19 protein-coding genes are annotated in these 18358 nt (G+C 71.0%); 11 read left to right on the forward strand and 8 right to left on the reverse strand.

The window, feature by feature from the left end; all coding sequences use genetic code 11:
• The first annotated feature begins 57 nt into the window (after positions 1-57).
• Positions 58-1566 carry an MDR family MFS transporter gene (locus I4Q55_RS04110; RefSeq protein WP_206785009.1) on the forward strand — a complete coding sequence of 503 codons (1509 nt, stop codon included), beginning with the start codon at positions 58-60 and terminating at the stop codon, positions 1564-1566.
• A gap of 62 nt (positions 1567-1628) precedes the next feature.
• The gene (locus I4Q55_RS04115) at positions 1629-2408 is read left to right on the forward strand and encodes a hypothetical protein (RefSeq protein ID WP_242545290.1); all 780 of its coding nucleotides are present in this window, start codon (positions 1629-1631) and stop codon (positions 2406-2408) included.
• On the opposite strand, the gene I4Q55_RS04120 is transcribed toward I4Q55_RS04115, so the two are convergent.
• Positions 2405-3286, reverse strand: a complete 882-nt coding sequence (locus I4Q55_RS04120) for a TIGR03854 family LLM class F420-dependent oxidoreductase (RefSeq protein ID WP_206784656.1) — start codon at positions 3284-3286, stop codon at positions 2405-2407. The two genes, I4Q55_RS04115 and I4Q55_RS04120, sit on opposite strands and share 4 nt — an antisense overlap.
• Before the next feature lie 53 nt (positions 3287-3339).
• Positions 3340-3777, reverse strand: a complete 438-nt coding sequence (locus I4Q55_RS04125) for a MarR family winged helix-turn-helix transcriptional regulator (RefSeq protein WP_206784657.1) — start codon at positions 3775-3777, stop codon at positions 3340-3342.
• Between the two features lie 85 nt (positions 3778-3862).
• Between I4Q55_RS04125 and I4Q55_RS04130 the strand changes: the two genes are divergently transcribed.
• Together I4Q55_RS04130 and I4Q55_RS04135 are read left to right on the forward strand one after the other, a co-directional pair.
• Complete coding sequence (locus I4Q55_RS04130) at positions 3863-4240, forward strand: DUF5313 domain-containing protein (RefSeq protein ID WP_206785011.1); 378 nt, start codon at positions 3863-3865, stop codon at positions 4238-4240.
• A 15-nt stretch (positions 4241-4255) separates the two neighbouring features.
• Positions 4256-5191: an RluA family pseudouridine synthase gene (locus I4Q55_RS04135; RefSeq protein ID WP_206784658.1), complete on the forward strand. Its 936-nt coding sequence runs from the start codon at positions 4256-4258 to the stop codon at positions 5189-5191.
• A gap of 20 nt (positions 5192-5211) precedes the next feature.
• Here the strand turns inward: I4Q55_RS04135 and I4Q55_RS04140 are convergent, their stop codons facing one another.
• Complete coding sequence (locus tag I4Q55_RS04140) at positions 5212-5790, reverse strand: hypothetical protein (RefSeq protein ID WP_206785012.1); 579 nt, start codon at positions 5788-5790, stop codon at positions 5212-5214.
• A 240-nt stretch (positions 5791-6030) separates the two neighbouring features.
• Between I4Q55_RS04140 and I4Q55_RS04145 the strand changes: the two genes are divergently transcribed.
• Entirely contained in the window at positions 6031-6606 is a 576-nt protein-coding gene (locus I4Q55_RS04145; RefSeq protein ID WP_206784659.1) for a dihydrofolate reductase family protein, read from the forward strand.
• Positions 6607-6663: 57 nt separating this feature from the next.
• Positions 6664-7290, forward strand: a complete 627-nt coding sequence (locus I4Q55_RS04150) for an alpha-ketoglutarate-dependent dioxygenase AlkB (RefSeq protein ID WP_206784660.1) — start codon at positions 6664-6666, stop codon at positions 7288-7290.
• A gap of 2 nt (positions 7291-7292) precedes the next feature.
• Here the strand turns inward: I4Q55_RS04150 and I4Q55_RS04155 are convergent, their stop codons facing one another.
• Genes I4Q55_RS04155 through I4Q55_RS04170 form a run of 4 tightly spaced genes read right to left on the reverse strand, consistent with a single transcriptional unit; the run spans position 7293 to position 11538 of the window.
• Positions 7293-8570 carry a cytochrome P450 gene (locus I4Q55_RS04155; protein ID WP_206784661.1) on the reverse strand — a complete coding sequence of 426 codons (1278 nt, stop codon included), beginning with the start codon at positions 8568-8570 and terminating at the stop codon, positions 7293-7295.
• A gap of 53 nt (positions 8571-8623) precedes the next feature.
• Positions 8624-9268, reverse strand: coding sequence for a class I SAM-dependent methyltransferase (locus I4Q55_RS04160; protein ID WP_206784662.1), 645 nt, complete (start codon positions 9266-9268; stop codon positions 8624-8626).
• A gap of 11 nt (positions 9269-9279) precedes the next feature.
• Positions 9280-9855 carry a hypothetical protein gene (locus I4Q55_RS04165; protein ID WP_206784663.1) on the reverse strand — a complete coding sequence of 192 codons (576 nt, stop codon included), beginning with the start codon at positions 9853-9855 and terminating at the stop codon, positions 9280-9282.
• Positions 9856-9864: 9 nt separating this feature from the next.
• Positions 9865-11538, reverse strand: a complete 1674-nt coding sequence (locus I4Q55_RS04170; protein ID WP_374194444.1) for a peptide-N4-asparagine amidase — start codon at positions 11536-11538, stop codon at positions 9865-9867.
• 133 nt (positions 11539-11671) lie between these two features.
• Between I4Q55_RS04170 and I4Q55_RS04175 the strand changes: the two genes are divergently transcribed.
• Positions 11672-12358 (forward strand): Crp/Fnr family transcriptional regulator, encoded by a 687-nt coding sequence (locus I4Q55_RS04175; RefSeq protein WP_206784664.1) that lies wholly within the window; start codon positions 11672-11674, stop codon positions 12356-12358.
• Here I4Q55_RS04175 and I4Q55_RS04180 read toward each other — a convergent pair whose 3' ends face one another.
• Positions 12359-12889, reverse strand: a complete 531-nt coding sequence (locus I4Q55_RS04180; protein WP_206784665.1) for a hypothetical protein — start codon at positions 12887-12889, stop codon at positions 12359-12361.
• Positions 12890-13072: 183 nt separating this feature from the next.
• Here I4Q55_RS04180 and I4Q55_RS04185 point away from each other — a divergent pair, with 183 nt between their 5' ends.
• The 4 genes from I4Q55_RS04185 to I4Q55_RS04200 are packed head-to-tail and all read left to right on the forward strand — an operon-like array spanning position 13073 to position 18333.
• Positions 13073-13777 (forward strand): Crp/Fnr family transcriptional regulator, encoded by a 705-nt coding sequence (locus I4Q55_RS04185; RefSeq protein WP_206784666.1) that lies wholly within the window; start codon positions 13073-13075, stop codon positions 13775-13777.
• Between the two features lie 31 nt (positions 13778-13808).
• Complete coding sequence (locus tag I4Q55_RS04190) at positions 13809-15062, forward strand: hypothetical protein (RefSeq protein ID WP_206784667.1); 1254 nt, start codon at positions 13809-13811, stop codon at positions 15060-15062.
• Positions 15059-17326 (forward strand): hypothetical protein, encoded by a 2268-nt coding sequence (locus I4Q55_RS04195; protein WP_206784668.1) that lies wholly within the window; start codon positions 15059-15061, stop codon positions 17324-17326. The genes I4Q55_RS04190 and I4Q55_RS04195 overlap by 4 nt, the downstream gene beginning before the upstream one ends.
• On the forward strand, positions 17323-18333 hold the full coding sequence (locus I4Q55_RS04200; RefSeq protein ID WP_206784669.1) for a hypothetical protein: 1011 nt from the start codon (positions 17323-17325) through the stop codon (positions 18331-18333). The genes I4Q55_RS04195 and I4Q55_RS04200 overlap by 4 nt, the downstream gene beginning before the upstream one ends.
• Positions 18334-18358 lie beyond the last annotated feature (25 nt).

The following is an 18358-nucleotide window of genomic DNA, read 5'->3' on the forward strand; positions in this document are numbered from 1 at the left end:
CTTAGGACTGCAAAGTAGTTGACTCCGGTCATGACCGTTCCGAGGAGCACCCCGCCGATGACGACGTCCGCCGCCACGAAGGGGGTCGGCTTCCGATCCGAGCGCGGCCCGGTGCTGATCGCGGTCATGCTCAGCACGGCGCTGGTCGCGCTGGACAGCACGATCATCGCGACCGCCGTGCCGTCGGTGGTGCAGGACCTCGGCGGGTTCGCGCAGTTCCCGTGGCTGTTCTCGATCTACCTGCTCACCCAGGCCGTGACGGTGCCGCTCTACGGCAAGTTCGCCGACGTACTCGGCCGGCGGCCGGTGATGTTCTTCGGCATCGCGGCGTTCCTGGTCGGCTCGGTCCTGTGCGGCGTGGCGTGGAGCATGCCGGTGCTGATCGCGGCCCGGGCGGTCCAGGGCATCGGCGCCGGCGCGATCCAGCCGATGTCGATGACGATCATCGGCGACCTGTACACGGTGGAGGAACGCGCGCGCGTGCAGGGCTACGTGGCCAGCGTCTGGGGCGCGGCTTCGGTGGTCGGCCCGACGCTCGGCGGCCTGTTCGCCGAGTACCTCGACTGGCGCTGGATCTTCTTCATCAACCTGCCGCTCGGCGCGATCGCGGCGTGGATGCTGTTCCGGGGGTTCACCGAGCGCGTGGAGCGCAAGCCGCACAAGGTCGACTACCTCGGCGCTGCGCTGTTGACGATCGGCTGCTCCCTGATCATCCTCGGGCTGCTCGAAGGCGGCGTCGCGTGGGCGTGGGGCTCGCTGCCGAGCGTGGCGATCTTCGTCGCCGGCGCGGCGCTGCTGGTGGCGTTCGTGCTGGTGGAGAAGCGCGCGGCGGAGCCGGTGCTGCCGCTGTGGGTGTTCACCCGGCGCGTCCTGGTGGGCGGCAATCTGGTGGCGCTGGTGGTCGGCGCGGTCCTGATGGGACTGACGTCGTACCTGCCGACGTACGCGCAGGGCGTGCTCGGCGCGGGCGCGCTGGTGGCGGGCTTCGCGGTGGCGGCGCTGACGGTGGGCTGGCCGATTTCGGCCTCCCTGGCGGGCAGGATCTACCTCCGCATCGGCTTCCGCGACACGGCGTTGATCGGCAGTGTGTTCATCATCGCGGGCGGCGTCCTCGTGGCCATGCTGGGCGCGAAGTCGTCCCTCTGGGCGGCGGCGTTCGCGGCGTTCGTCCTCGGGGTCGGGCTGGGCCTGGCGGCCAGCCCGACGTTGGTGGCGATCCAGTCGGTGGTCGGCTGGGACCGCCGCGGCGTGGTGACGGCGACGAACCTGTTCAGCAGGTCGCTGGGCAGCGCGGTCGGGGCGGCGGTGTTCGGGGCGATCGCGAACGCGACGCTGGCTTCGCGGTTCGCCAACCCGCCGGCGGAGGCCGGGCCGCTGCCGCCTTCGGTGGACGCGACGAGCCTGGTGCTCGGCGGGCACACGGACGACTCCCCGGCGGCGGTGTTCGTGCGCGGGGCGCTGGCGGATGCCACGCACTACGTGTTCCTGGGGCTCTTGGCCGTGGCCGTGCTGTCGGTGGGGGCGCTGTTGCTGATGCCGCGGAAGACCGAGCAGCTGGAGTTCTGAGCCCCGGAAGCGCGGCCCGTCCGTCAGAATCAGGGGCCACCGGCAACCAGGAAGGCCCGGCTTTGACCATCGACGAGCTCCCGCCGTACCGCGCCCTGCTGGGGGTCGACACCGTGGGGTTCGGCAGCAACCCCAGCGCCACGCAGGCGACGGTGTCCGCCGCCATCCCCGACGTGCTCTCCCAGGCCTTCGCCCGCGCCGGGCTGCGGGAAGTCTGGGAAACCGCCCTGTTCCCGCACGGCACCGGCGACGGCTACGGGCTCGGCTTCGACCCGCGGTTCCTGCCCGCCGTGGTGACGCGGTTCTTCGACGAGCTCCAGGCCGTGCTCGCCGAGCGGGACGCGCGCCTGCGGTCGGTCGCGCGGTCGGTGCGCCTGCGGATGCGGGCCGCCCTGAACGTCGGCCCGATCCTCGAACCGGCGCCGGGCACGACCTCGGCGGCCGCCATCGGCAGTACCGTGATCACGACGCACCGGCTGCTCGACGCCACCCCGGTGCGCGCGGCGCTCGAGCGCTCCGACCCCGACGAAACTTTCCTCGCGGTGGCGCTGTCCCAGCGGATCTTCGACGACGTGCTGGCCGGCCGGTACGCGACGCTGCCCGCGTCGAAGGTCGTCCCGGCGGAGGTGCGGATCAAGGAGTACCGCGGCACCGTCTACCTCTACACCCCGAACCCGAGCGGCGACCTGCTACGCCACGGGGCCGGCGGCGGCTACGCGGCGGACCTGGCCGAGGCCGAGGTCCCGCCGCCGGCCCCGGGAAGCACGACGAACACCATCAACGGCACGGTGCGCGGCACCGCCTTCCAGATCGGCCAGGTCCACGGCGACCTGCGCCCCTAGTTCTGCAGCGGCACCAGTTCCGCCTGGAACTTCTCCAGGAAGCCGTCGAAATCGGCGTGGCCGGGGCGGATCACGAACTTCGACAGGCCGGCTTCGATGTGCTGCTCCACGAGCCGGCGGGCCGCCGGCCAGCTCGTCGCCACCAGGTCCGTCACCGGTGCGTCCGGATTCCGGCGGGCCGCCACGGCCGCGAGTTCGTCCGGGATCCCGTGATCCGCCACGACCAGGCTGAGGCCGAAGTGGTCCTCTTCGATCTCGCGCCCCGCCTCCGCCGCGGCCCGCTGGATGGCGAGGCGGGCGTCGCGGGCCTGCGCCGGCGTGTGGAAGCTGCCCAGCCAGCCGTCCGCGAGCCGGCCGGTGCGGCGCAGGGCCGCCGGGGCTGATCCGCCCAGCCAGACGTCGAGGCGCTTCGGCGGCCGCGGGCCGAGGCGGACGCCGTCGACCTGGAAGAACTCGCCGTCGAAGGAGACCTCGTCCTCCTCCAGGAGCCGGCGCAGCAGCACGAGCGACTCGTCGAACACCGCCGCGCGGCGACCCGGCGGCACCGGGAACAGGCCGGTTTCGGCCGCGCGGGCCGGGCGGAGGCCGAACACCGGCAGGACCCGCTTGGGCGCGAGCCCGGCCAGGGTGCGCAGCTGCTTGGCGACCAGCACCGGGTGCCGGCCCGGCAGGATCGCGACGCCGGTGCCGACCTTCAGCTTCGCCGTCCGCGCCAGCGCGTGCGCCATGCCGATCATCGGGTCGACCTCGGGCGAGTAGACCAGCTCGGACAGCCACAGCGAGTCGACGCCGGCTTCCTCCAGCCGGGGCGCCAGCCCGGCGAACTCCGCCGGCCCGGCGCCGGCCGCGGGCGCGACGCCCAGCCTGATCTTCAGCACGGTTCCTCCCGGAATGCTCTCCGGGAGCAACGCGCCGGGCGGCCGGGAATTCCTCAGGCCGTCGCGTCGATGACCCGGGTCAGCACGCCGTGCAGGGCTTCCAGCTCGGCGACGTCCATGCCGAGCGTCTCGACCACCTTGTACGGGATCTTCTCCGCCTCGGCCCGCAGCGCCCGGCCCGATTCCGTCAGCTCGACCGTCAACCGGCGTTCGTCCGAGCGGCTGCGGGTGCGGGTGACGTACCCGAGCGCCTCCAGCCGCTTGAGCAGCGGCGACAGCGTCGCCGGTTCGTGCCGCAGAGCCGCGCCGAGGTCCTTCACCGAGCGCGGCGACCGCTCCCACAGCGCGAGCATCACCAGGTACTGCGGGTGGGTCAGGCCGTACGGCTCCAGCAGCGGCCGGTAGATCGCGATCACGCTGCGCGAAGCCACCGACAGCGCGAAGCACACCTGCCGGTCCAGCTTCAGGGGGTCCTCACCCAGGTCGATCATGTCCCGATCCTACTGTGTCGTCGCTCGCGCTAATGATTAGCGTACTAAGCATTAGTGTACTGTCGAAGCCATGGAACGACCGAGTGTGCTCCGCTGGTTCGGCTACGCGGTGGGCGTGCGGCTCCCCGAACGCCACAACGACTGGGCGTTGCACGACGCGACGTCGAAGCACTGGCGCGCGCGGTACGTGCTCCAGCGGTCGATCGGCATCCTGCCGCTGTGCGCCGTGTGGCTGCTGCTGCCCGGTTCGATCTGGCTGCGGCTCTCGCTGGTCCTGATGGCCGCCCTGGTCGCGTACTTCTACTCGTGCGCGTACATGGAGGAGAGCGTCGAGCACCGGCTCGGCCGGCAGGGCTTCCCGCACGGCACCGGACGCCGCATCCGCGCCGAGGCCGCCGAAGCGAAGAACGCCGAGGCGACCGCCCGCTACCTCGCGCGCTACCGGACGCCGTCGGAGGGTTAGTTAGAGTCGGGGACGATGAGACGCAAGCTCCGCCCGCCGATCCCGCCCCGCCACGGGCTCGACCCCGCCCGGCTCAAGCTGCCCGACGGCGAATGGCCCACGCTGCTGGCGCACCTCGTCGACCGGCTCCCGCGTGTCACGCCCGATCGCCTCGAACAGATGCTGCGCGAAGAACGCATCCACGGCACCGACGGCCCGCTCGGCGTCGACACGCCGTACGCGCCCGGCTCGTTCATCTGGTTCCACCGCGACCTGCCCGACGAGGTGCCGGTGCCGTTCGCGATCGACGTCGTGCACCGCGACGAGCACCTGCTCGTCGTCGACAAGCCGCACTTCCTCGCGACCATCCCGCGCGGGCAGCACATCCTGGAGACGGCGCTCGTGCGGCTGCGCCGCGAGCTCGACCTGCCGCACCTGTCGCCGGCGCACCGGCTGGACCGCGTCACCGCGGGGCTGGTCATGTTCGTGATCACGCCCGAGCTGCGCGGCAGGTACCAGACGCTGTTCCGCGACCGCCGGGTGCACAAGGAGTACGAGGCGATCGCGCCGCACGACCCGTCGCTCGCACTCCCCCGGACCGTCCGCAGCCGGATCGTCAAGGACCGCGGGGTGCTGGCCGCCCAGGAGGTGCCGGGCGAACCGAACGCCGAGACCTACGTCGAGCTGCTCGAACACCGCGGGGGCCTGGGCCGGTACCGGCTGGTCCCGTCGACCGGCCGGACCCACCAGCTGCGCGTGCACCTGAGCGGCCTCGGGGTCCCGATCCTCGGCGACGACTTCTACCCGCGGCTGCGCGAGAAACCGCTGGGCGACTTCACGAAGCCGTTGCAGCTGCTGGCCAAGGTCCTCGACTTCGACGACCCGCTGACCGGCGCGCACCGCCGGTTCACCAGCGGGCGGCGGCTGACCGCCTGGCACGACCCCGAGGCCTGGGCGGCGTCCCCGGCGTGACTCCGGGGACGCCCCCTGCCTCACTTGCGCCAGAACCTGACGCCGCTCCACTGCACCGTGACCGGTCCCGCGCCGCTCGCCGTGCGGTAGCTGCCGAACTTGTCGTAGTAGCTGCCGCTCGCGCTCGGGATCGTCTGCTTCAGCGAGCCGTTGAGGTACACCTTGTGCGAGCTGCCGACCTGGTTGATCGTGTTGACCCGGACCGACGTGCCGACGGTCGCGCCGCTGCCCAGCGTCGCCCCGCCCTCCACCGCGTACAGCCGGCCGCCCTTCTCGACGGCCAGCATGAAGTACGGCCCCGCGTTGGAGCCGTCCCGGAACGTCTGCTTGAGGCTGATCCGGGAGCCGGTCATGCTGGTGATCTTGAAGGAGCCCTCGAACTGGTGGGTGCCGCCGGTGTAGGTGGTGTAGCGGCGTTCCGCGCGCTGGTCGCCGCTACCGGTCGAGCAGGTGAGCTGGAAGGTCAGCCCGGAGATCTGGCCGCACCCCCGCTCCTGCTCGGAGTAGCCCGGCGATTCCGGGGTCCACGGACCCGTGCCGACCTGGGCGTCCGCCGCCGGGGTGAGCACCGCGAGCCCCAGTGCCACCGCCGCGAGCACGCCCGCACCGTGAAGTCTGCGCACCGTCAACCTCCTGTGTCACTCGAGGCGGCGGTGGCTCGGCAAAAGGTCCAGACCTTTATCCGGCGTGGGACCGACTGTACGAGCCCCGGCCGCGCCGGGCAAGACCCACCTGGCGTCCGCGCGGTGCGTCGGAAGTTTTCCCGGACGCCGTGTCGAATCCGGCTTGCCCCGTTCGACAGACTTGCAGAACCAGGATCGACCACCGAGGAGCACCGCATGCGCACCCTGATCTCCACCTCGTTCGTTTCGCTCGACGGCGTCGTCGAGGCGCCCGGCGGGGAACCGGGCCACCGCAGCTCGGGCTGGACGTTCAGGGACATCGAGTTCGACCCGGCCGCCTACGCGATCAAGAACAGCGAGCAGGAGGAAGCGACGGCACTGCTGCTGGGCCGGGTCAGCTACGAGGCGTTCGCGCCGGTGTGGCCGAACATGACCGAAGAGTTCGCCGGGTACAACGCGATGCCGAAGTACGTCGTGTCGACCACGCTCAAGGCCGAGGACCTCGTGGACACGTGGGGCGAGATCACCATCCTCCGTTCACTCGACGAAGTCGCGGCACTGAAGGAGACCGAGGGCGGCCCGATCAGTGTCCACGGCAGCGCCACCCTGAACCGCGCCCTGGCCGACGCGGGCCTGATCGACCGCTACCACCTGCTCGTCTTCCCGGTCCTGCTCGGCGCCGGCAAGCGGCTGTTCAGCGACACCGACAAGGACAAGCAGAACCTGAAGCTCCTCGAGAGCGAGGCGTACGGCAACGGGATCCAGAAGCTGGTCTACGAAGTCAAGCACTGACCACTGGGCATTGTTTCACGTAGAACATCTGTTCGAACATCGTGTACGGTCGGGGCCATGACGACCCCGGCACTGCAGGCCTCGCTGTTCGGCGAGTCCGGCCCCGTCACGCTGCACGCCCTGGCCCCGCGCCGGACCGAACTCGGCTCCGGCGCGTGGGTCGACGTGCAGCCGGGCTGGCTCGCCGGCGCCGACGAGGTGTTCGCCGACCTCGTCACCGGCGTCCCCTGGCAGGCGGAGCGGCGGAAGATGTACGACCGGGTGGTCGACGTCCCGCGGCTGCTGTGCTTCTACCGCGAAGCGGAACCGCTCCCCCATCCCGTGCTGGCCGACGCCCGCACGGCGCTGAGCGAGCACTACGCCGGCGAACTCGGCGAGCCGTTCCGCACGGCGGGCCTGTGCTACTACCGCGACGGCCGCGACAGCGTCGCCTGGCACGGCGACACGATCGGCCGCGGCAGCACCGAGGACACGATGGTCGCGATCCTTTCGGTGGGCACGGCCCGCCACCTGGCACTGCGCCCCCGCGGCGGCGGCGAGTCACACCGGTACGCCCTCGGCCACGGCGACCTCATCGTGCTGGGCGGCTCGTGCCAGCGCACGTGGGAGCACGCGGTCCCGAAGACGAACCGGGCGGCCGGACCGCGGATCAGCATCCAGTTCCGGCCGCGCGGGGTGCGCTGAGGTCAGTCCACCAGCACCGGAAGCTCATCCAGACCGTACACAATGGACACTTTGCGGAAGGACAGCTCGTCCTCCGGCACCGCGAGCCGCAGGTTCGGGAAGCGGCGGATCAGGGCCGGGTACGCCGTGCGCAGCTCCATGCGGGCCAGCTCCGCGCCGATGCAGCGGTGGATGCCGTAGCTGAACGCCAGGTGCGACGTCGGCTCGCGGGTCGCGTCGAACTTCTCCATGTCCGGACCCAGCTTCGGGTCGCGGTCCGCGGCCGACAGCGACACCAGCACGATGTCGCCCTCGGCGATGTGGACGCCGCCGATGTCCATGTCCTCCTTGGCGAACCGCGGGAACGCCATCTGCACCACCGTCAGGTAGCGCAGCAGTTCCTCGACGAAGCGGTGCACGGACTCGTCGTCGCCGCGGACGGCGGCCATCGCCTTCTCGTCGCGCAGCAGCACCAGCGCGCCGAGTGCCAGCATGCTCGCCGTCGTCTCCAGGCCGCCGGTGAGCACGCCGTCGGCCAGGCCGGCCAGCTCGCGGTCGTCGATCTCGTCGCCGTGTTCCTTGATCAGCATGCCGAGCAGGCCGTCGCCGGGCTGTTCGCGCTGCTTCTTGACGATGTCGAGCAGGTAGGTCAGCGATTCCGACATCGCGCCGAGCGACGCGCCCGCGCCGCCGAAGAGGTCGAAGCGGGCGGTGCTCAGCCGCTGGAAGTCCTCGCGGTCCTCATAGGAAACGCCGAGCAGCTCGCAGATGGTCAGCGACGGGATCGGCAGCGCGAACGCCTGCCACAGGTCGACCGGGCCGTCGGCGGCGGCCATCGCGTCGAGCTGCTCGGCGACGATCTCGTCGATGCGCGGGGCCAGCCGGCTCAGCCGGCGCATGGTGAACTCCGGCGTGAGCAGCTTCCGCAGCCGCGTGTGCACCGGCGGGTCCGCGAAGCCGAGCCCGCCCGGGTTCTGGTCGGCGGTCACGCCGGCGTTGCCGACGAGGTTGCCGAAGTCACTGGAGAACCCGGCGGCCTTCCCGAGGACGGCCTTCGCCTCGTCGTAGCCGGTGACGAGCCAGGCGTTCATCCCGAACGGCAGGTCGAGCTTGCCGATCGGCGCCTCGCTCCGCCGTGCGGCCATGTCCGGTACCGGGTCGAGGCCGTCCCGCTTCAGCGGCAGCAGCGCCGAATCGGGCAGGATGGCCGACATCTTCTCGAGGTCGAATCCCTTTTTCGACTGCCGGGCGAGGTAACGCCGGCCGACCCAGCCCAGGACCCGTGAGCGGAGACTCCCCATGGCACCGACACTACCGCACTAGCCCGATCGGGTGACGGGCAGCGAGACGGGGTTCACCCCGGCTTGCGAGCCAGCAGGTACGCCTGGGGCACCTTCTCGTACGGCGGCTGCGGTTCCCGGACCACCCGCGCCTCGACGACCAGCCCGGCGGCGACGCACAGCTCGGCCACGAAGTCCGGCTGCAACCGGTACGCGTCGAAGGAGACGTCGTGGCCGTAGCCGCGCGTGATGCGGCGGCGCTCGTCGCCGACCTGGAACCCGGTCAGCAGGCGGCCGCCGGGCGCCAGCACCCGCGCCAGCTCGGCCACCACCGGCGGCAGATTCGCCGGCGGCGTGTGGATCAGCGAGTACCACGCCACCGCCCCCGCCAGGGCACCGTCGCCGATGTCGAGGGCGGCCATCGAGCCGACCTCGAAGCGCAGCCCCGGGTGCGTCCGCCGGGCCACCTCGACCATGCCGGGCGAGAGATCCACGCCGAAGACGTCCAGTCCGAGCGAGGCCAGGTACCCGGTCAACCGGCCCGGGCCGCAGCCGAGATCACCGACCGGCCCGGTTTTCCCGACCAGTTCGGCGAACGTGCTCAGCACCGCCCGGTCCCACGGGCTGGCGTCCAGCAGGTCCCGCAGCTCCTCGGCGTAGGAGTCGGCGACGGTGTCGTAGGCGAGCCGGGTCTCGGTCACGAAGGCGGGTTCGGTCATGGGCCCGGACCCTATCGCCGCGTCCCGGCCGGCGTGTCGACGCCGAGTTCCGCACGGACTTCACCGAGGAACGCGTCCCTGGCGCGGTCGGCCTTGCGCAGGGCCGAGTCCCGGGAGCTGCCGTCCACCCCGTCGGAGGTGATGGTGATCCGCGCGCCGACGGTGGTCAGCACCAGCTCCTCGGCCATCTCGCGGATACCGGGCGAGCCGAGGATGTCGACGGCCGCGTGGAAGGACCTGAGGGCGCGCGCGTGCTCGCTCAAGCGTGCCTCGATCTCGCCGGTCGGCTTCTTGCGGTCCAGCGCCTCCACCCACTCGAGCAAAGCGCGCAGGCACTCGTCGGACTCCTTGAGCAGACCGGCGTAAGCGTCCCTGCGCTCCTGCGACCAGTGCAGCGTCATCGCGTGCGCGCGCTCGGCGGCCAGCCGTTCGGTCTCCCGCCGGTGCCGCAGCTCCTCCCGCGCGGCCTCCCGCTCCCACCGCCGGTCTTCCCGGCGGCTGTTGATCAGCTGGCCGGTGACGACCCCGACCAGGCCGATGATCCCCACGACGATCGGTACCCAGACCGAAACCTGACCGGAAGCCATGCCGGAAGACTAGTGCGGCGGCAGCTCCCGGTTCTCCGTGATCAGCCCGTGCTCGGTCGCGACGTAGTGGAGGTACGGCCGCCCCAGGTCGTCCGAGCCGGTGAACAGGGTCTTCGAGCGGCCGTCGGCCTCGGTGTTCACCCCGTTCGTGCGGGCCAGCACGCCGGATGAGGCCAGCCACTCGCGCGAAGCGCGCACCGGCCGCCAGTTCCGGCCGTCGCCGGTGAAGTCGCCGAGGACCTGGGTCATCTCCACCGACCCCGAGATCCGCAGGTTCTGGTCGTCGGTGACGTTCGCGGTCGCGTCGGTCGTCAGCGGGTACGACCAGGTGTGCCGGGCCGCCGAGCGCACGTGGCCGTCCACTGTGGACACCGACGTCTGCTGGCCGGAGTCGGCCTGCACGACGTGCTGGGTGAAGCCGCCGCCGGTGACGTCGTCGCTGTTGCGGTAGTCGCGGGTGCGCTCGACGCGCGTGTACACGCGGCCGGCGGAGGTGTCGACGTAGCCGGCCGTCACGTCGTCGCGCTTCGCGGTGACCATGACGTTCACGCCGCCGGCGATGTCCTTGACCGTCGTCTGCCGGGCCGGCGCCGCGGCGACGTCGTGCCGGGTCAGGGCGCCGGACGTCCGCGCGGCGTTTTTGTCGGTGTAGAGCAGTAACGTCGGGACGACGGTGAACTCACCGCCGATGTCCGGGAAGGAGAAGGAGAGATCATGGGTACCGCCGTCGACGAGCCGGCCCGCGAACGGCGTCACGTCGTAGGTTTCGGCGTGCAGGCTGAAGGTGTCGATCGCCACGATCGGCCGCCACAGCTGCGGCACGATCCCGCCGGAGTAGATGTGCGGAAAGGTGAACGCGCTCCCGGCGGCAGTCCCGTCGATCGCGAAATTCGCTTCGCGGTACGGGCCCTTCCCGCAGAGACCGGCCGCCGGGTACTTCGCGGCGACCTCGTCCGGGACGTCGTCGAACCACTGCTCGTCGCAGCCGTGCCCTTCGAGCGTCACCTCGAGGTAGGCGCGGGTGATGTTGCGCGGCAGGTCCCGGGCAGTGAAGTGCACGGTGGGCGCGGCCGGCGTCGCGTCGGCGTGCCCGAACCCGGCGACGTGGCCGGGCGTCTCGGGCGCGGGGTGCGTGCGGTCGGCCTGGTAGTAGGTGAGCGTCACGGTCTGGGCGTAGACGCCGGTGTAGATCGGCGAGGTGTAGTTCTCGACACCGCCGTGGAAGGGCTGCGGGGTGCGCAGCAGCGCGCTGTAGGGCGTGAGGTCCTTGTCGAAGTGGTAGGTGATCGCGCGGCGGCCTTCGCCGCTGGGCTCCTGGGTCGTGCCCCACCACACCTCGGTGCCGCCGATCCGCAGGTCGCCGATCCGGTCGTACTGCCGCCCGCTCACGGTGACGGTCTGGTCCATGACGACCTTCGCCCACGGCCCGGGGCAGGCCTTCGGCGGCGCCAGCGTGCCTTCGTAGTACTGCGGGCTGCCGTCGGCGGCGTTGGAGCGGAAGCCGTCGGCCAGCGTGACGCTGCAGTGCGGCGTGTCCGGCCGCGTGACCCCGGGCGCGATGGCGACGGGATTGTCCGTATCGCCTTCCACCACGGGCGAAGCCGAGGCGACCGCCCCGGCGAACACCCACGTCAGCACCAGGGACGAAAGGATCGCACCGATCAACACCAGTCGATTCCGCACGCGGCCACCCTATCCCTGCGGATCCCCGACGAACGGCTGGACATCCAGCGGACAAAGCCCGGTCACCCGGGCCTGAACCCTTGGTCCCGGCCACCCACGTCCGTAGCATGCTCGGCGGGCGAGGGAGGTCGGCGTGAGCAGCCTGACCGGAGAATTTCCCCCGGGTAGCTTCCTGGCGAAGCTGCCGGAAACGTCGAGAACCGGCCTGCTCGGCCTGGGCACGTTGCGCGAGTACTCCCCGGGCAAAGTGCTGCTCCGGGAGGGCGAACCGACCGCCCACGCCTTTGTGTTGGTGACCGGATTCGTCAAGGTGACGGCCACGACGCCCGAAGGCCACCTGGCGTTGCTCGCGATCCGTGCCGCCGGCGAGCTGATCGGTGAGCTCGCGAGCATGGACGGGCAACCCCGGGTCGCGACGGTCACCTGTGCCGGGCGGGTCCGCGCCCGGCTCGTCCCCCAGCCCGAGTTCCGCCGCTTCCTCACCAGCCACCCCGACGTGGCCCTCGCGGTCGGCAGCAGCGTGGCCGGCAAGCTGCGCTGGGCCACCCGGCGCCGGGTCGATTTCGGAAGCCGCGAAGTGCGGATCCGGCTCGCGAGGGTGCTACTCGAGCTCGCCGCCGCGTACGGCTCGGCCGCCTGCGCCGGTGTCGAAATCGGCGTGGACCTCACCCAGCCCGAGCTCGCCGGCCTGGTTGGCGCCGCCGAGCCGACGGTGCATCGCGCGCTCGCCGGGTTCCGGCACGCCGGTCTCGTCGGCACCGGCTACCGGCGGATCACCGTGATCGACCGCGCGCGGCTGGAAGCCGTTGCCGACGGGTGATCAAGCGAGCGCGTTGACCACGAGCAGCAGCGGACCGCACAGGAACAGGACGGCGGTGCCGGCCAGGGCCCGCCGGACGTGGCGGTGCTTGACCATCGCCAGGTCCGCCAGGAGCCGCGACACCTGATGGGCTTCGGCGCACTGCCGGCGCACCGGGCCGGACACGGTCGTGACGCCGCCGCCCGCGACGGTCGGGAAGGCGAACCGGTTGGGTACCGCGAGGCGCTCCGTCCGCGGCCGCAGGGCTTGGACCAGCTCATAAGCCGAATAACCGTAGCCCGTGACGAAGCAGGCCAAGATCGCGAACACGGCGGTCCGGAGCCAGGTGGCCGGCTGGACCGCCGGCAGGAAAGCCAGCTGCGCGGCGACGAGTGCCGTTATCGCGCTCTGCACGGCGACCACGGTGCGCACTTTGTCGTCCGCGTGCTGCACCGCGCCCTGGAACGACATGATCGTGCTCAACGCGGTGTCCAGCTCGCGCACCAGTTCTGCATCCTTCGCCAGCGCGCGGTCGACCGCTCTGGGGCTCATTCACGACTCCGTTCTCCCGCTCCCAGATTCGCGTGGTCGGCCCGGCCGCACCCCATCGGAAGACGGGATCACCAGAAGCGATGCGGGCTTCCCTGGCGTAACAACCCACGCACGCGCCGCGACTGGAGCGTGCGGACCCCGGGGGTAACGCTGAACCAGCAACGGAATTGGCCGGCGGACTCGGTGCTCGGGCTGTTGGGCGCGCGCACCCGGACCGCGCTGCTCGACCTCGGCAACTCGGTGACCTACGGGCCCCGGCAGATCGTCATCAGGCAGGGCGAGCCGAGCCATCACGTGGTGATTCCGCTGGCCGGCGCGCTCAAGGTCGTCGTCGACACCGAGTTCGGCCGTCCGGTCCTGCTCGCACTGCGCGGCCCGGGTGACATCCTCGGCGAGATGTCCGTTTTCGAGGGGCGGTCGCGTTCGGCCAACGTGCAGACCTGCACGCCGGTGCAGGCGAGACTCGTCGGCAAGGCCCGGTTCAACGAGTTCCTGGACCGCCATCCCGATGTCTGGCGGGCCGTGGCCAGTTCCCTGAGCACCCGGCTCCACTGGGCGAACAGCCGCCGCGCCGAAATCCTCAGCTGTCCGGCGCCCCTGCGCGTCGGCCGGGTGCTGGCCGACATCGTCCAGCGCCACGGTCACCGCGCCGGCGAGGGCTGGATCCTCGATCTGTCGCTCACCCAGGCCGAACTCGCCTCGCTCAGCGGAGTCGCGCTGAGCACCTTCGAGAAGACGACGCAGCGCCTCCACCGGTGGGGTGTCCTCCGCAGCGAGTATCGACGCATCGTTGTCGACGACCTCGCCGCGCTGCTCCGATTCGGCCGCCTCGCCGAGCAGAACCCGTATCTGTACGGGGTCGACGACCCGGATGTGGCTCAGAGTTAGGAGAATTCTCAGTCGATCACCAGAGGTCACCGTGACGGATGACAACCAGTTCGCCCGGATGCTCCTGCTCGCGGTGGACGCCTGGCGTTACGGGACCCGGGATGACCGGCAGCAGCACGACCTGCAGCGGGCGCTCGCCGAGGCCCTCCGGGAGGCCGCGACGCGCAGCGGGCTCGATCCGGCGCGGTGGCGACGGCAGGAGGCCGGCGACGGGCTGTTCGCCGTCGTCACCGACGAAGGCGCCGAGCCCAAGGTGATCGGTCCCTTCATCCGGGAATTGGACGAGTGGCTCGGCCGGCACAACCACGACCTCCGGCCGCGCGCCCGGCTGCGGCTGCGGGTGGCGGTCCACCACGGCGTCACACTGTCGGCGGCGCTCGGGTTCGCCGGCGACGCGCCGGTCCACGTCTGCCGGCTCCGCGACGCCCGTGCGGTCCGGGAGGCGCTCGAAGTGTTTCCCGAGGTGAACCTCGTACTCGCCGTGTCCGAACCGATCTTCGAAGGCTCGGTCCGCCGACGCCACACGTCGTTGGCGGCGAAGGATTTCACGCGGGTCGAAGTCGGCGACCCGGCGAAGCAGTTCTTCGCGACGACGTGGGTGTACGTGCCCGGAGTCGCCAGCGAGCGTGTCGGCGCCTGTCTCGGCACCTTGGCCGTGAGCCTGCGGTTCGCCGGGGCGGCCGCACCTGCCCCCGGTTTCTTCGAACAGGTCCTCCGGCCGTCCTTCGAAGCCGTCGGCGTGGCCGCGCCGGACAGCGAGGAGCCGACATTCTGCGTGCCTGCCGAGCTCGCCGGAACGGCCCTGACCGGGCGCTGGATCGAGGAGGTGCGCACAGCAGTCACCACGCACTTCCCCCTGGCCCGCATGGCCGTCGGCATCGCGTTGGCCGCGGACCCGGCGGCCGCCCGCGCCGAGGCCGCCGAACTCGCCGGCGCGGAACCAGCCGCCCGCCTGCTGACCGCCACGGGTCGGGGGCGGCTCGTGATCATCGTGTCCGAACGGGTCCACGACGTGGTGGTGGCCCGAGGCGGCCGCCTGGTGTTCCCGGAGTCCTACCGACGGCCCGAAGGGGAAACCGGTTGCTGGATCAGGGTTCCCGGACATTCGGTGCCCCCGGAAGCCGGGCCGGCCCCGGATTCGCCGCCAGCCGGTGCCGAGATCCCGGCTGCCGGCCAGTCCTTCTCCGCCACCACGCACGGAGACCGCTCGCCGATCCTTGGCCAGAGCACCTTCACCGCCCCGGTCATCCTGGGCGACGTCAACCGGTACGGAGGTCCCCGATGACCGACGCATCGAGCACGCCGCCGGACAGTTCCACCCCGGCGGCCGCGGACCAACCGGATGCCCATACGGGACCGGGCTCCGGGGACAAGACCGACGACAACCTGCTCGGCGACGAGAAGCGCGGTTTCACCGAAAGTTTCAAGCAGGGGCAGCACTTCTTGTCCCCGGAGGTCAACCAGTACGCCCGATCCGCGTTGCTCACCGGGAACAACATCAAAGAGCTGCAGATCGGCGATCGGACCCAGATCTTCGTCGGGCACACCGTTTCGCGCACGTCCGGATCGGTCCGTGAGGAAGTCCTGAGCTGGATCCGGGAACGCTACCTCGAGGTCTCCGGGTACGGGGAAATGCTTCGTGCGCTCCGAACCAACCGGGTGCTCCTGCTGCGCGGCCAGCCGGGCACCGGACGTGTCACCACCGCCCTGCACCTGCTGGACCACCTGGCGCCCGGTCGGGTGTTCCGCCTGGAAAGCGGTGAGACCGTCAAGTCGCTGACCGACGCCGGACTGCCCGAAAACAACGCCGGGTACGTCGCCGAGGTCCCGCGCCGGATCGCGGGTTCGCTCACCGAGACACACCTAGAGAAACTGCACGGGCTGCTGAAGGACCATGACGCTTACTGCGTCCTGGTCGGCGAAACCGATCCCCGGCCTTCCGACGTCTTCGGCGACTACGCGCACGACTACACCGCCCCGGACGCCGGGGCGCTGCTGGAGAGGCACGCTTCGCATGAAGCCCGCACCGAAGACACGGAGGACTTCGAGGACCGGATGTCCGGGTTGCGGGAGGCGGACTGGGTCGCCAGGGCGCTGGGCCCCTGCCCCCGCCCCCTCGAATCCGTCCGCATGGCGGCCATGCTCGCCCGGCACGCGAGAGGCCGGATCACCCGGATCGACGTCGAGCGCGAGGCCGCGCGCGCGGTGTACTTCCAGATCACCGAGTGGTTCGCCGGGCTCCAGGCCGCGCCCCCGGGTGAAGAGCGGGACGAGGCACTGCGCCTTGCCGCCTTCCGGATCGCGCTGGCCGTGCTCAACAAATCGCCCTACCACCTCGTCGCCGAGGCGGCCGGGCGGCTGGCGGGCCGGCTCATCACCGCGACCGGCGCGACCGGGACGCGGCGCACGTCCCTGTTCACCGATGATCAGGAACACCGCCTCCCGGCCCTGCGCGCGAAGGTGATCGACGGTTACACCACCTTCGGCCAGGAGCTCGTTCCCATGCCGCTGCTGGTCTTCCACGACGAGCGGTACCCCAGTGCCGTGCTCGAGTACGTCTGGGACAACCACCACCGCATGCGGGACGCCATCACCTGGTGGCTGACCAAGCTCAGCAAGGATGCCCGTGCGCTCGTGTGGGTTCGCGCCGCCCAGGCAACCGGCTTCCTCTGCGGGCTCGACTTCGTCTACGGCTACACGAAGATGATCGCCTCGGGAGCCTTCGCCGCCCCCACCAAGAAGAACTCGTGGCAGCGCCGCATGTCCGCGGCCATCGCACTGGACCAGGCAGCGCAGAACGAAGACCTCCGGCCGGCGATCCGGCGCATGCTGCGCCGCTGGTGCCGTTCCGGAAGTTACACCGCGCGCTGGACCGCCGCGGCGGCACAGGGATTCACCCTCGGGCGGCGTTACGTCACGGAATCGCTGAACGAGCTGCGTATCATCGGGACACCCGCGGAGCGCCCCTCGTTCGGCGGGGTTGACGAAGGGCTCGTCTGGGCGGCCGGCTTCAGCATCGCGAAACTGCTGGCGTTCGGTGAGATCCGTCCGGTACTCGACTGTCTCGGCCGGTGGATCCGGAGTGAGCGCAGCAGTCTCCGCCGGCTGGCGCTGAACGCGGTCGACCAGCTGACGGACCTGTACGGGTTCGAACTCGACTACCTGCACATCGCCGCGGGCAGCGAACGGCCCGAGCTCCCCGCCGCGGCGCAGAAGTGGCCGTTGCTGCTCACCCTTCAGTGGCAGCAGCCCGCGCTCACCGAGCCGATCGCCGACCTGCTCCGCCAGTCGCTGCGCGCCCGGGCCGGCGGCTCCGTGGCGAAACAGGTCCTCGGCAAATGGGTCCGCGTCGCCGAGCGCGACGCCGAATGCCTGGAGACGCTGGCCCGGTTCCTCCCCTACGTCGTCGACGCGAAAAGCGACCGGCTCCGGCTGAAGCACCTGATCGAGCGGCTCCAGGTGGATTGGGCCGATCCGCTCCGGACGGAGGTGGCGGCCCGGTTGACCGACGCCGTCCACGCCCGAGAAGAAAGGTATCTACCGGCATGAGTGACGAACAGAAATCGGACGAAACCCCGCCGGCCACCGCGCCGGAGCCAGCCGCCCCACCGGCAGCCAACTGGCGGGAAGACGCGAAGCAGGAGGACGCCCCGGAAGAGGAGGTCCGGACCGTCGAGCCGTCGAACTTCGCACCGCTCGTCGGGGAGTACCGGGTCGGCCGGCTGAACTTCCTCGTCCGCCGCGCCCCGGCCCGGCCCTGGACGGCGATGGTCTTCGTCCGCAAGAACGGAGCCATGACGACCTTCCGCGGCGGGAAGCAGCCGACCGTGCGCAAGATGCTGTGGGGCGGGTTCCGCAGCCAGTACGAAGTGGACGTGTCCCTGCGGCGGCTGACCCTGGGCGTCACCCTGCCAAGCGCCGGCGACGCTTTCGTCTTCCGGGCGGCGGTCGACGTGCAGTGGCGGGTCGTCGACCCGGAGCTGGTGGTGCGAAGCGGCATCACCGACGTTCGCCGGGTCCTCGTCCCGCAGCTGCTCGAAGGGCTGCGGCAGGAGACCAGGTCGCTGCAGATCGGCGCCGTCGAATCCGCGGAGAAGGCAGCGGCCGCCCGCTTCGAGTCAGCCTGGCTGGAGGCGGAACACGGGCTCTGGACGAAGGTGCTCGTGCGGCTGCGCATGGACAAGCAGACCGAGCACAACCTGCGCCTGACGTCCGAGGTTCAGGCCTTCAAGACCCTGATCGAAGGCGGGGACATCGACCAGTTCGCGCTCCAGCTGGCGCAGAACCCGCAGCAGGTGGCCCAGGTGGTCGAGGCGCTCGTCAAAGAGCGGGACACCCACCGGAGGGAGGTGTTCGACTTCGTCAACAATCTGCTCGCATCGGACGCGCTGGACCGCTGGCAGATCGACGATCAGGTCCGGGTCACGCTGGAGTGGCTCAAGGTCTCGATCAACCGCGTCATCTCCGGGACCGACGAGGCCCGTCAGCTATCGTTCGGCAGCACTCCGCCGGCACCGGCAGGCGGCCGGGAGAACGGGGTGACCTCCGAGGCCTGAAACGTTTCAGATGGTGCTAGGCTGA

It is taken from the genome of Amycolatopsis sp. MtRt-6, assembly GCF_017308975.1.
Taxonomy (GTDB): domain Bacteria; phylum Actinomycetota; class Actinomycetes; order Mycobacteriales; family Pseudonocardiaceae; genus Amycolatopsis.